The organism is Bacillus cereus group sp. MG1 (genome assembly GCF_040460035.1).
In the GTDB taxonomy this organism is placed as follows: domain Bacteria; phylum Bacillota; class Bacilli; order Bacillales; family Bacillaceae_G; genus Bacillus_A; species Bacillus_A cereus.
The window spans coordinates 4,619,956-4,633,450 of record NZ_JARVGY010000001.1; the positions used below are offsets into that span (position 1 = coordinate 4,619,956).

The following is a 13,495-nucleotide window of genomic DNA, read 5'->3' on the forward strand; positions in this document are numbered from 1 at the left end:
GTTCCCTTATTTTTTTTGATAATCTGTAATAATCCTCTCAATAACAGGGGGAAGATTATTAGGTAATTCATCAAGTGAAAAGAAGCGTAGTTCTTTTGATTCACTTTGATCGCATACAAATTCACCATAAAATTCTCGGCAAATATAAACAACGAGTACACCGTGTACTTGATCGCCGTTTGGATAGATTTGAAAGAAATCAGGCCCTGAGTATGTACGGAATAGTTCTGGATTTTTAATGATAAGTCCAGTTTCTTCATATACTTCTCGTTTTAAAGCTTCTTCTAACGTTTCGTTATATTCTAATGCGCCTCCAATAATGCCCCAGCGTTTAAAATCTGTACGGAGCTGCAGCAATACTTCATCTTTTTCATTTAATATAATGGCGTGTGATCCTATTAAAATAAGTGGATGATTTCCTACTAGATTTCTCATATCTTCAATATAACCCATGTCATTGCTCCTTGTATTTAATAATAGTTAGGAAGTTCTTTTAACATTCTTTCTGTTTTACGTGCTGTAAAGGCTAAGTTATGGTCATCTTTCGTTCTGAAAAATAATGTGCGTAAAAAGGTTTTAATATTGGCACATAAAATACAATACTCATTAAGCGAAAGGCGTTTTCTAATTTGAGGAAGCCTTTTTATTTTTTTATGAATAATAGAAATTAACTCGTTTTGAGGAAAATCATGATACAGCATTGCTAGTAATGGAGTAACAATGCGTTCATCTTCGTTATTATGAAAAAGGTCAGATGGAATAAAGATTTTATTTAATAAACAATGAATTAATTCTTCGTACCATTCAAAAGTTGTATACGTATTATGAACAATTTCAGTAAAGGCATCAGATACGTGAGCAAGACAATGAGCCCATCCTTTATTTTCGATATAGCCCCGAAAATCCGTTTCTAAGTTTGTGTATGTAATGAGTTTGTTTTTTATTTCTTCGATATCCTCCTCTGTACAAAAGTAGTGCGAATTAGCAAATTGGAGTATTAACGCAATTAACGAAATAGTGTAAGAACGTGTGAAAACCCCATCTGAATGTGGGGAGTAAATGTCACAATATAAATACTCATCACTTAAACAAGTTTGCAGAAGTAATTTCAGCTGATCATCCATAAGGAATTCATGATGAATGAAATGCGCAAAACATTTATATATAAGTTGGTAACGAACGTAGCTATCAGTCGTTCCGATATACTGAAGCATGTTCAAAGTTAACTCATTTACGTCTATATGCTGTAGTTGCGTATAGTCATTTTGTTGTATAAGCTCTAACTGTTGTTGCAATGCTGTAATATCCACTGGAGAACCTCCTCCGCACTTTAAAGATGCGATCTTTTCTAGTATTCTATATATTCAAGGACAATCCTGCTCATGCAAGGAGAACGATTAGAAATTCGAGTATGATATAGATGAGGGAAGAATATGACGACGATAGAACAGTTAGAAAAATATTTTAAAATAAGAAGAAATGCTTCTTCTATTATGATAAAAGAAAATAATGCAGAGATTTTTACAGAAGAGCAATTAGAGGAAATGATGCAATATTGCGTTGCTGAAGCTAAAAAAGATGGATTAGAAAAACTACATTTTGAAATCTCTTCAAAAAGTCCAAATTATGATGTGTATAAAAAATGTTTTGAAACGTATTCATTTGAATATGTTACGGAAAACATGATTGTATTTAAAGATATATATGAAGTAGAAGATGCAGAAAGTGAAATTGATTTTAAGCTTATTGAAGAAGTTGGAGAAGAGGCTTTTTATTCACTGTGGAATGAAGCGACGGGAGAACCAGTCGCTCATGATCAATTTGTGCATATGATGCTACAAGAAATTGGTGAGCAATGGAAAGAACATTGCTTAACAGCGAGTGTCGATGAAGAGCCGATAGGAATTGTAATCCCGCATATTGAAAGAGGTACGTTAGAAGAAGGGAAACTTATGTACTTCGCAGTTACTCCAAATATGCGTAATAAGGGATATGAAGCGGCATTATTTGCAGCTGCGATGTTTGTCTTAAAGGAAATAGGTGCATCTTATTATATTGGTGAGACAAATATACAAAATGAATGGATGAAGGATGTTTTTGAAAAGAATGGATGTCAGCTGCTTAGTTCAACTGAGAGATATGTGAGAAAGTTTTAGGAGGATGAATGATGTATACTCTCGAACTCGTATAGCGGGAGGGGACTATATATGTTAAAGCAATCCATGCATTCATTCGTGTTATTGTATCCAAATGTATTGTTAGAAGGCTGGAATGTTGAAAAAGTTTCAGAACGTTATGAAGGTGAAAAGTGGGGAACTTTTTGGTTTCAGGTTGTTACTCCAACTGGGATGTTTCGAGTAAAGGAATTTTTTCTCGATATAATGGAACCAGTATTTCCGGATAGCTGTATTTCTCAAGCAAAAGGAGATTGTTTTCAATATAAAGGGCTTGTGTATTGGAAAGGTATAAATTATAAAGGAAAAGAAAGTTACGTTACATCTATATGGAAAACACAAGTTGAAATTTCTATTGATCGTGGGTATGTAAACAAAGATGAAATGGAAAGATTTCTATTCGGGTTACAACCAGTAAATATGGAGTTTGCGAAAATGATATTACATACACCATTTCACCTATTGAGCTTTCAAGCAAAAAGAGATGGAATTGGTGAGATAGGAAGATGTAGAGAGTGGAATGCTCCAGATGACGTATCCTATGTAAATTTGTTAATTCATGAAAAACTAAATTGGAAACTTGAATCGGTCGGTTTCGGAAATGACGAAACGCAGTATGTATACTGGGACGAAGTTAATAAACTATATGCACTTTGGGTTTGTAGACATAAAAACAAAGCGTATTATCCTATTTCTTCATGGACAATGAACTATGGCCCAAAACAAATTATAAACGGGTTAGAGTTTTATCCGCACCCTAATCGCGGAACAGTTGTATACGAAGATTTAGGTAATGAACAAATCGCATACGTATTTCGCGGTAATCCTTGTACAAATTTTGAACAAGTAAAAGAACTTTTCGCCTGTTTGTAAGATAAAAAGAAAAATGAGAACGACAAAGTAGATATTTGTATAATACAATAGAGTGAGATTCGATTATATGAGAAAGCGTTGGTGAAAGAATGGGACAGCAAAGAAATTGGTTACAAGCAACTGTAGAAAGAAATAAAGATAATACGTTACAAATAAAGTGGGAAAATAATATAGAAGAAGTTCGTATTTATTGGAGTACTTCACCAGATCATATTGAAGAAAATGGAGAATTACTTGCAACAGTAAATGGGGAATTATCATATACAATTGAAAACCCCAGTGAAAATGAACGTCCATATTTTAGATTAGTAGGAAGTAATGGACAAGCAGTAACAGTAGCCGAGCGTAGATTGCCATTACAAGGTGCGTTTAACTTCCGTGATATGGGAGGATATGAAACGACTGAAGGCCGTAAAGTAAAATGGGGCAAATTATACCGCTCTGAAGAATTAGCAGGGCTAACTGAATGGGATATTGCCTATTTACAAAAGTCTGGTTTAAAGTTAATTTGCGATTACCGTACAGACTTTGAAGTGAAGCATAAGCCGAATCCAGAAATTACAGGTGCTCGTCAAGTGTGCTTACCAGTTATGCAAGACTTAGCGAAAGACTTAAATATAAATGAGTTTTTCCAAGTTGGTGACCTTTCTATGTTAGGAAAACCAGGTGAGTATCTTGTGAAAATGAATCAAGATTTCGTAAGTGGTAATGAAGCATTCGTGAGCTTCTTAAACTTAGCGCAAAACCCGGAAAACTTACCGTTAGTAAACCACTGTACAGCTGGAAAAGATCGTACTGGATTTGGTTCAGCATTATTACTACTTTTACTAGGTGTACCAGAAAAAACAGTAATGGAAGACTACTTACTAAGTAACGGATTCCGTGAAAAGCTAAATGAAAAAATGATGGCCTTTTTAGGTGCGAAATTACAAAACGATGAGAGCAGAGCGATATTAGGTGCAATGTTTGAAGCACGTGCTGAATACTTGCAAGCTGCGATTGGTGAAATTCAAAAGCAATACGGATCAGTTGAAGCATACGCTGAAAAAGCTCTTGGCTTTACGAAAGAGTCGTTAGAGGAAATGAAAGAGTTATTGCTAGAAGATTAATAATGAGAAGGAGGCTGAGCGGATTAGCCTCCTTTTACTATTGTTGCTATAATTTTGTTAATGAGGATGTTGTGCACCGAGGAGAAAATGGATGAAAAGAGCTTAAGAATCGGGGGATAAAATGATTCATACACGTGTAAAAGCAGAGGGGATAAGAGAAAAGCTGGCAACAATACTAAGTCAAGAGTATAAGGAACTAGCTATTCAAGATTTAAAGGTGATTGGAACGGGAGTGCAAAATATTGTTTTTCAAGGAGATTCAGAAAAGGGGTCTTTGGCATTTCGAGTACCGTGGGAAAGAGAAGTGGAAAATATAAATGAAGACTTATTTAACAGTCGGATTTCGTTGCAAAAGGAAGCGGAGCTGTCTAAGTATTGTCATTCAAAAGGTATTCCAGTACCAAGGATACACGGATTGCATCTTTCAACCGAACTTGATTTTTTAATTTCGGATTGTGTGTATGCTGATCATATGCCAATTTCCGCATGCAAAATAGGGGAGTTAGTGAGCAATCTTCATAGTATGCCAATTGATGGTTTGTATTACAAACAAAATATTAGAGAGCCCATTAGTAAGTATATAGCAGAACGAATTGTGAAACGGATAGAAGGGTTTAATACAATCACGAACTGCAAAATTAATCTTCCGGATACAAAAACAATTGAATATATTCTTAGTACAGCAGATCATGTAAAATGTTTATTACATATGGACATTCGACCAGCCAATTTAATCGGATATAATGGAGAAGTTAAAGCAATAGTTGATTGGGATAATGCTTTAATTGGTCATCCATTGCTGGAGCTTATGAGAATAGCTGAAACAAATGAGGTTAGTTGGGATGAATTTAAAGATGGATATAAGAATGATAGTATCTTTAATGTTACTCCTCATATTGTTAGTTTATTTTATAGACTAGATACAGCAGTCATGCTAGCAAACTTATTTATAGCACATTTGAAAATAAAAGATAAAGGTGTATTCTATAAAGAGCGGGTTAAAGCGCTTCATCACGACATATATAAAAACTTATAAGCAATGAGAACGAAGCTTTTAAAATAGGAATTGAGGAGAACATCATGAAATACAAATTTATATTATTCGACGTAGACGATACATTATTAGATTTCCCTGAAACAGAAAGACACGCATTACATAATGCGTTTGTACAGTTTGGTATGCCTACAGGGTATAATGATTATCTTGCAAGTTATAAAGAGATTAGTAATGGATTATGGAGAGATCTAGAAAATAAAATGATTACGCTAAGTGAATTAGCAGTAGATCGATTTAGACAATTATTTGCCCTTCATAATATAAAAGTAGATGCACAGCAATTTAGTGATGTATATCTTGAAAACTTAGGAAAAGAGGTACATCTTATAGAAGGCGCAGTACAATTATGTGAAAATCTTCAAGATTGCAAGTTAGGTATTATTACGAATGGATATACGAAGGTGCAACAATCAAGAATCGGAAATTCGCCTTTATGTAATTTCTTTGATCACATTATTATTTCTGAAGAAGTTGGTCATCAAAAACCAGCGCGTGAGATTTTTGATTATGCATTTGAGAAATTTGGAATTACGGATAAATCAAGTGTACTAATGGTCGGAGATTCGCTAACTTCTGATATGAAAGGCGGAGAAGACTTCGGCATTGATACGTGTTGGTATAATCCGAGTTTGAAAGAGAATAAGACGAGTGTTAATCCGACTTATGAAGTGGAGAGTCTGCTACAAATTTTAGAAATTGTAGAAGTGGCTGAAGAAAAGGTAGTTTCATTTTAATTGTGCTGATATTTGTCGAAAAATCGATATATTTGAAAAATCGTTGATATATTGTAAGTTGTGATAGATATATTTGAAAAATCGCTCATATAAATTCATATACTAAGATATAGAACAAAAAATAGCGCTACTATACAAGATCATTCACGTGTTATAATGCGTGAATTAAATATGCGTATATAAATAGTCTCTCAGAGTGATGCGATGTCATGTATGATTAGTGTAACAACTAGAGGTGAATAAAGGATGTTAACGTTTTTATTTGAGTTAGATAAGAGTATCCCGCAGAAGGATGAGCCACGGTATGATGCTTATTCAAAGGGCTTTATCGAAGGAGATGTAACGATTTGCGCGAGTGACAGCGTATTTTTTCAAAAATCATGTATGAAGGTTGCAGAGCTGGGCATTTATTTAGGTCAGTGGATGGAACAAGTTCAACATGGGCAGAACGTGCCTATGAAATATGAAACGGCTGACCGTGAAGAGGTAATTCTTGGTTTCTTCTATGAAGAGGATCATAATCAATGGAATGTTTTTTCCAGCTGGCAAGAATTTGAACTTCAAGAGCGTATAGCTACTACAACATTAATAGAGAGTGTTCAACGCTATTTGTATGAGCTAAATAAAGAACTGCGCATGATAGAATATCCTGTGACGTTTGATCAGTACTTAAGAGGAGAGCGAATGATGCAGCTCTCTTACAAACGACCGTGTGATAGCAAAGCAGATACGACACCGATAGAGGTTTATAATGGAAGTGAGCAAGTAGGCGTAGTAAGGGGCTATTATAAAAATACGCTGATGAGAGTGCTGGATTTCATTCCAAAAATTGGTGGTAATATTATTTATGAAATAAAGGATAGTAAGGACAATATTCGCGTCATTGCAAAGGATGTAAGTAGGCAGCGCCAAAGAAGGATTTTAGTAACGTACAAAGATAATCATGATGCAGAGCATGAAATACTTGTATGTGACGGAAAGTTATTGGATGCAAATTTCTTATTTACCTTTACATATAAGGCAGAAGAATATGTTGTTCATAAAACTTCATTTGGAATGGGAAAGTTATTACGAAAGGGCTATGTAATTGCAGATTGGAATATTCGTCTTGAGGAAGATATGTATTACATTGAGATGAATGTATATGATGAAGATTACATGCAGGATCAATACTTGCTATTAGGCGTATTTCATGCGGTTTTATATGGATAATCAATGAGAAATACCGTCATTCTTCTTGGAAAGAATGACGGTATTTTTTTATGTGATTCTTGTGACTGGACGTCTTTAATCAATCCTCAAAAATAAAAATCTCATCAATCGTACTATGTAATGCCTTCGCTATATCGTGAGCAAGTTGTAAGGAAGGGTTGTATTTACCTTTTTCGAGATGACTAATTGTTTCACGTCGCACACCAACGCTCTTCGCTAAATCTTCTTGTGTCATGTTCAATTTGGCACGGTATTCTTTTATTCTCGTTACGAACGCCATGGTGCATCTTCCATTTCATCAATTGGTTTATCGAAAAAGAACATAGAAAAGCCGAATGTAAGAATGAGTGTGCCGAAAATAAGAGCGATATCAATCTCTTGTAGCGTAGGGTTTGGAAATAACATTTCAATAAACATAATGATTGTGGTAGTTAGTAACGTAACGATAAATGCATTGCGACACGATTTATTGACAATTTGTTCAAACAGTTCATCGTGTTGAACTGTTCTATACGATGTGAAAAAGGAGAAGAAACAGAACATAGTAAACAATCCTTTTTCATAAAAAAATCCGAAGAAACCGAGAAATCCTAAATATTTTATCCAAGTTGTTTTCATGATAGGTCCTCCTTATGTTGTTAGAAATAAGTCACGTTATGTTATAAATATATCGCAATTGGATAGGAATGGTAATAATAGTTTTCCAGTTTGCTTCATAATAATAGTAAAAAGAGGAAATATGCTGCGAAATAAAGAGGATAATATTGTAAAATGGTTGTAAGGAGGGGGAGGAAGAAATGCTAACTTGGATCATGATCGTTGTATTACTTGTAGTGATTACTGTCATTGCGACGGTGTTAATTGGGCGGAATGGTGATGCAAATTATAGCAAAGCGACAAAGGGGAATATTAAACGCTTAACAATGATTTATATTATACTAGCTGTCGTTTTAGTTGTTGGATTAGGGGTGTATATTTATTTTAAAGGTTAAATAAACTGAAAAATGTAAAAATATTAAAATAGAACTATGCTATAATATCAATATAGTTATTTGGTAATTAAGGAAAGGATTGGATGGAATGATTGAAATTACGAATGTGTCAAAAAGTTATAATGGGTCTACCTATGCAGTAAAAGACTTAAGTTTATCTGTACCTAGCGGCGAAATCTTTGGATTTTTAGGACCGAATGGTGCGGGTAAATCAACGACAATTAAGATGATTACTGGCATTCACGGGGTGGACAAAGGGACTATTACGATTAACGGAAAAAATATTATGGAAGAGCCGATGGAAGCGAAGAAGACGTTTGGTTATGTACCAGATAGTCCAGATATGTTTTTACGATTAAAAGGAATTGAATATTTAAACTTTATGGCCGATATGTATGAAGTGCCGAAAGAAGTACGACAAGAACGAATAGAGTCTTTAGCGAAGAAGTTTGATCTTTATAATGCTTTATCTGATCAAATTCAAAGTTATTCGCACGGTATGAGACAAAAAATCGTTATTATTGGTGTGCTCGTACATGAGCCAGATGTATGGATTTTAGATGAACCATTAACTGGGCTTGATCCGAAATCTGCATATATTTTAAAAGAAATGATGAGAGAGCATGCGGATAAAGGAAAGATTGTATTTTTCTCTACACACGTATTAGAAGTAGCGGAAAAAATATGTGACCGGGTTGCTATTATTAATAAGGGGAATTTACAGTTTAAAGGAAATTTAGATGAAATGAGAGATCATTTTAAATCCAATGAATCACTTGAAAAAATGTTCTTGGAGATGACGGGCAATGAGTAAAATTTGGACGTTAACGAAGGTATTATTGAAATTAAATTATGCAGATTTTATAACAGATAAGAAGAAGCGATGGGCGTATGTATTTTCATTTGCAGCTATTTTATTTGTCGGCTTTTTACTGTTTGGTTCTATCACGCATGCAATGTATGAGGGAATGATACATTTAGGGCAAGATCCAGGAATGATTATCGCAATGGGACTTGCGATTGCGAGTATATGGGTATTTTTAATGAGTATTACGAACATTTTAACTGTATTTTACTACAGCAATGACATTGAAATGTTATTACCATTACCATTAAAACCAGCGCAAATTATTTCAGCCAAATTTTTAACAGTATTAATTACACAATACGTAATGAGTTCATTTATTTTATTACCGATCTTTATTACGTACGGTTTAAAAAGTGGCGCATTTATTACATATTACATATATATGATTTTCATTTACTTACTCTTCCCAATTGTGCCGTTAGTACTAGCTTCGTTACTGATGACAGTTATTATGAGGTATACAAATATAGCGAAAAATAAAGACCGAGGAAATATATTTATTGGAATCGTAAGTATACTATTTATTGTAGGAATTAACGTATTTTTGCAGTGGAAAAATAAAAGTTCGTTTTCTGAAGATGCAATTGCGGATTACCTTGCAAACAACCAGTCTTCTCTTTTAGTACAAATGACAAACTATTTTCCAACTACATATTTTGGAGCAGTGGCATTAGTAGAAAATGCAAATTGGAAGGGACCTTTATATGTAATAATCTTTGCAGTTATTTCATTTGTCTTCTTTGTGTTGTTTTATTACATAGCAGAGCGTACATATTTAAAAGGGGTTATTGGACTTTCGACGAGTACAGCAAAGAAACAAGTTATTTCGGCGGAAGGTTTACAGAAATCAACAGTACAAAGTTCGCATTTAAAAGCGTATGTGAAAAAAGAATTTAAAACGTTATTCCGTACACCACAATTTTTCTTAAATTGCATTGTACAAACTTTCGTTATGCCAATTATGTTGTTCTTTATTTTATTTGTGCAAGATGGAAATTTAAAGTTTATTACAGAGTATATTAACAATCCAGAGACAACGGGATTTGCAATTGGTGTTGGCCTTTGTGCATCGTTATTTTTAATGGGTAGTAACGTCATTGCAACAACGTCATTTTCGCGAGATGGAAGCTCTTGGTTTGTGAATCGTTATTTACCAGTAAAGGCTTCGGATATCTTTTTTGCGAAAGCAATCACTGCTTGGTTAATTAATGTGATCATTTTAGCAGTATTCGGTATTACGATGGCAGTTGTAGCTGGGATTTCTCCAGTCTTTATGATACTGTGGTTTTTACTAAGTGCGAACGGGTTGTTATTAATTAATTTAATCGGAACACGCTGGGACGCACAAACTGCAGATATTCATTGGGATACAGAGCAGAAATTATTTAAAAGTCGATATACAACTTTGTGGAATTTTTTAGCTAATATTTTAATAGCTTTAATTATTGTGGGGGGAGTAAGTGTATTATACTTCTTCCTTCATGTCGGACTGTGGGTTATGTTTATCGTTTTATTTGTAATGTTTACGATTGTAAATTATATCTTTATTAAAATGTTAAAATTAGGTGCTGAACGTATACTGTCAAATATTCAATAAGAAGATAGATCCTCTGTATTCATGCAGGGGATCTGTGTATAGATGGAGGAGAAAAAGGTGAAGAAAATAGCAATTGTAACAGGGGCAACTCGTCTGAATGGAATTGGTGCAGCTGTATGCAAGGTGCTTGCTCAAAAGGGGATAGACATTTTTTTCACGTACTGGCCAAAGTATGATAAAGCGATGCCATGGGGAATGAGTGATCAAGAACCCTTTTTGCTGAAAAAGGAAATTGAAAGTTACGATGTTCGATGTGAAATGGCAGAAATCAATTTATCGCAGTCTTATTCGCCAAATCGTTTGTTTTATATGGTATCAGAACGGTTAGGTGATCCATCTATTCTAGTTAATAATGCAGTGTATTCTAATCATACGAGGATTGAGGAATTAGATGTAGAGCAGTTGGATAAACATTATACAGTTAATGTTCGGGCTACTATGCTATTAAGTTCAATGTTTATAAAACATTATTCACTTAAAACGGGCGGGAGTATTATTAATCTTACTTCAGGACAGTCAGTAGGCCCAATGCCAGATGAACTAGCATATGCAGCAACGAAAGGGGCAATTGAAGCATTTACAAAGTCAGTAGCACCAGTTGCAATGGAGAAGGGGATTACAGTGAATGCTGTAGATCCAGGACCGACGAATACAGGATGGATTACAGAGGAGCTGAAGCATCATTTAGTATGGAAATTCCCGCAAGGTAAAGTAGGAGAACCGGTGGATGCTGCGCGCTTAATTTCTTTTTTAGTAAGTGAAGAAGCGAAATGGGTTACTGGGCAAGTCATTCACTCGAATGGTGGTTATTCATAAAAATATTATGTTAACAAATGTTGAGAAACAAAAAACGAAAGAAAATTTTATTTTTTTGTATAAATAAAATGTCAAGAAAGATAAAAATTTGATAGAAGAGTATATTGTCATATGAAGATAGTAATTCTTAATGTGACAATATACTCTTTTTCTTTTACTTGTGAGCAGAAAAATGAAGTAGAAGAAACTCGAATATTAAAATGAGTTTATCAGTTTTTGTACGTATTATTATGAAGATTACTGTCGGAAAGATGATAATTCGTATGAAAAGGGATTTTTTAAGGGGGAATCGAATCGTAAAGGGGAGGATAAATTATGTAAAACATAGGGGGATTTATATGAAAATGAAAAAGGTCGCTATCGCATCGATTACAATTGGTACAATGCTTACTATGGCAGCTTGTAGTCCTTCAGCAGATAAAGAAACGGAAAAGAAAGAGCAAGTAACTGCGCAAAAGGATGGAGAAGCAAAAACGACAAGTGCAGATGAAGCTTCAAAAACAACGAAAGATACTGAAAAAGAAACAAATACTTCTTCAAATGAAAAAACAGATAAGGATGCAAAAAATACGAAAGAATCATCAGGAACAGAAAGTAACGGCAAAACGTCAACTCAAAACGAAAATGTAAAAACAAAAGAAAAAGAAACGACAGGAAAAACGAATGATCAAACGACTAGCGGGAAAACAGCAGATCAAAGCACAAGTACAAGCACAAACAATAACGGAAAGGCAACGAAAGATCCGAAGAAAAGTGTTGCTGTGAAAACGAATGTTAAAGAAGTTGTAGCATTAATTGATAGCTTGGACAAGCAGTTAGCTGCTAATCCGAAATTGGAAACAGTGAATAAGCTTGGCAAACAAATTAACGAAAAGTGGGATGTGATTGAAAAAGAGCTAGAAGCATCACATCCGACGGATTCTAAAACAATCGGTCAAAGTATGTATCCGTTAATTGTAGGGGCGGAGAAGGAAAAGATTGATGTTAATAAAATGAAATCATTAACGACGAAAACGAAAAAAGATTTAAATCAGTTATTGACGAAACTTTCATAGTTTCAAAAGCCTACTCGTGTGAGTAGGCCTTTTTTAGGTTGTTGTAATGTGCACAGTATAACTTATTTATTTTCATTTTCAATTACGATGCGAAAGGAACTGAATGCTTGTTGACTGACATAATCTTCTTCGCTAACTTTATAAGGAAATGGAAAAGCGACGAGTTGAAAATTACTTTCTTGATCCACTGAAGGCAATGTGAAATTAAAGATTTGTCTTGTTTCAGGTGCAACCTTAGTATAAACGACTTTTCTATTGCTAAATATTTCAACTTGTTTCCAATCTTTAAAAGCCACGATTGCGTAAGTCATTTCATCATTTGTTTCATTACCGTTTGATAAAATTAATTGCTTGCCTTCCTTTTCAAAGAAGACAGTTTGTAAGTTCTCTTCACGGTTCGTAACAAATACTGGTTCGTAAAGACCATCTTTTAAAATAGCATCTGGATCTATAAGGGGGAGTTTTATTTTTTCGTTTTCTTTCTGAAGAGGATGCATTGAATATCGCATACTTAGAATATCTTCTAAAATAGCTGCTTTATTTAAGTTATTATCTTTTAATTTGTATTCAGGTTTTTTTATTATTAAAAAGGTTAATGCACTTGCATTAGGAGAAGTGTGTAAAGAGATTTTCGTAGTCATTGAACTGTTTGGTTTCATATCAAAAAAATAGTGTGATATTTCATTAGTAGTATCTTCTATTTTAAAAGGTTTTTGTTCGTAATCTTCTAGAACAATTAATCCATATTTTCGGTTTTCATTAATAGTATGTACGAATGATAATGTTACATTAATTTTATTATCCTCACTAGTAATTGTACTGCCATTGTTAATATGTTGGCCTTGATTATCCTTCAATCCGTAAGAAATAGTATTGGTTTGTTGCTCGCGTTTATTTTCTATGGAAGGTGGATGAGGTTGTATGATTGAAGTATTGAACAAAATATAAATTGTAAGTAATGAAATAAGTAAAACACCGCTAATAATATATATTTGTTTCATAAATAGC

Annotated in this window: 16 protein-coding genes; 11 read left to right on the forward strand and 5 right to left on the reverse strand. The window is 34.1% G+C overall.

Going from position 1 to position 13,495, the window contains the following annotated elements:
- Positions 1–6: 6 nt before the first annotated feature.
- Both QCI79_RS24125 and QCI79_RS24130 read right to left on the reverse strand, forming a co-directional pair.
- Entirely contained in the window at positions 7–453 is a 447-nt protein-coding gene (locus QCI79_RS24125) for an NUDIX hydrolase (RefSeq protein ID WP_000540456.1), read from the reverse strand.
- A 17-nt stretch (positions 454–470) separates the two neighbouring features.
- Positions 471–1,310, reverse strand: coding sequence for a DUF2785 domain-containing protein (locus QCI79_RS24130; RefSeq protein WP_000355449.1), 840 nt, complete (start codon positions 1,308–1,310; stop codon positions 471–473).
- Between the two features lie 123 nt (positions 1,311–1,433).
- Here QCI79_RS24130 and QCI79_RS24135 point away from each other — a divergent pair, with 123 nt between their 5' ends.
- The 6 genes from QCI79_RS24135 to QCI79_RS24160 all read left to right on the forward strand — a co-directional run bounded on the left by QCI79_RS24135 (position 1,434) and on the right by QCI79_RS24160 (position 7,159).
- The gene (locus tag QCI79_RS24135; RefSeq protein ID WP_000207425.1) at positions 1,434–2,156 is read left to right on the forward strand and encodes a GNAT family N-acetyltransferase; all 723 of its coding nucleotides are present in this window, start codon (positions 1,434–1,436) and stop codon (positions 2,154–2,156) included.
- Positions 2,157–2,207: 51 nt separating this feature from the next.
- Positions 2,208–3,047, forward strand: a complete 840-nt coding sequence (locus tag QCI79_RS24140; RefSeq protein WP_000917825.1) for a hypothetical protein — start codon at positions 2,208–2,210, stop codon at positions 3,045–3,047.
- Between the two features lie 89 nt (positions 3,048–3,136).
- Positions 3,137–4,156, forward strand: coding sequence for a tyrosine-protein phosphatase (locus QCI79_RS24145; RefSeq protein WP_000531496.1), 1,020 nt, complete (start codon positions 3,137–3,139; stop codon positions 4,154–4,156).
- 121 nt (positions 4,157–4,277) lie between these two features.
- Entirely contained in the window at positions 4,278–5,192 is a 915-nt protein-coding gene (locus QCI79_RS24150; RefSeq protein WP_000582025.1) for a phosphotransferase family protein, read from the forward strand.
- Positions 5,193–5,236: 44 nt separating this feature from the next.
- Positions 5,237–5,947, forward strand: a complete 711-nt coding sequence (locus QCI79_RS24155; RefSeq protein WP_000875418.1) for a YjjG family noncanonical pyrimidine nucleotidase — start codon at positions 5,237–5,239, stop codon at positions 5,945–5,947.
- 246 nt (positions 5,948–6,193) lie between these two features.
- Complete coding sequence (locus QCI79_RS24160; RefSeq protein ID WP_000955119.1) at positions 6,194–7,159, forward strand: tubby C-terminal domain-like protein; 966 nt, start codon at positions 6,194–6,196, stop codon at positions 7,157–7,159.
- A gap of 79 nt (positions 7,160–7,238) precedes the next feature.
- Here the strand turns inward: QCI79_RS24160 and QCI79_RS24165 are convergent, their stop codons facing one another.
- The gene (locus tag QCI79_RS24165; protein ID WP_000896323.1) at positions 7,239–7,439 is read right to left on the reverse strand and encodes a helix-turn-helix transcriptional regulator; all 201 of its coding nucleotides are present in this window, start codon (positions 7,437–7,439) and stop codon (positions 7,239–7,241) included.
- The gene (locus tag QCI79_RS24170; protein ID WP_000859202.1) at positions 7,427–7,777 is read right to left on the reverse strand and encodes a DUF3796 domain-containing protein; all 351 of its coding nucleotides are present in this window, start codon (positions 7,775–7,777) and stop codon (positions 7,427–7,429) included. Before QCI79_RS24170 ends, QCI79_RS24165 begins: the two co-directional genes overlap by 13 nt.
- Positions 7,778–7,956: 179 nt before the next feature.
- On the opposite strand from QCI79_RS24170, the gene QCI79_RS24175 reads away from it, so the two are divergent.
- The 5 genes from QCI79_RS24175 to QCI79_RS24195 all read left to right on the forward strand — a co-directional run bounded on the left by QCI79_RS24175 (position 7,957) and on the right by QCI79_RS24195 (position 12,487).
- Positions 7,957–8,151 (forward strand): hypothetical protein, encoded by a 195-nt coding sequence (locus tag QCI79_RS24175; protein WP_000958863.1) that lies wholly within the window; start codon positions 7,957–7,959, stop codon positions 8,149–8,151.
- An 88-nt stretch (positions 8,152–8,239) separates the two neighbouring features.
- Positions 8,240–8,965 (forward strand): ABC transporter ATP-binding protein, encoded by a 726-nt coding sequence (locus QCI79_RS24180; protein WP_000570204.1) that lies wholly within the window; start codon positions 8,240–8,242, stop codon positions 8,963–8,965.
- On the forward strand, positions 8,958–10,616 hold the full coding sequence (locus QCI79_RS24185; RefSeq protein WP_000036884.1) for a putative ABC transporter permease subunit: 1,659 nt from the start codon (positions 8,958–8,960) through the stop codon (positions 10,614–10,616). Before QCI79_RS24180 ends, QCI79_RS24185 begins: the two co-directional genes overlap by 8 nt.
- A gap of 57 nt (positions 10,617–10,673) precedes the next feature.
- Entirely contained in the window at positions 10,674–11,432 is a 759-nt protein-coding gene (locus QCI79_RS24190; RefSeq protein ID WP_002101122.1) for an SDR family oxidoreductase, read from the forward strand.
- Between the two features lie 338 nt (positions 11,433–11,770).
- A complete protein-coding gene (locus QCI79_RS24195; protein WP_000782538.1) occupies positions 11,771–12,487 on the forward strand; it encodes a hypothetical protein in 717 nt (238 codons plus the stop codon).
- A 62-nt stretch (positions 12,488–12,549) separates the two neighbouring features.
- Here the strand turns inward: QCI79_RS24195 and QCI79_RS24200 are convergent, their stop codons facing one another.
- Positions 12,550–13,488, reverse strand: a complete 939-nt coding sequence (locus QCI79_RS24200) for a hypothetical protein (protein ID WP_000810170.1) — start codon at positions 13,486–13,488, stop codon at positions 12,550–12,552.
- Positions 13,489–13,495: the final 7 nt, after the last annotated feature.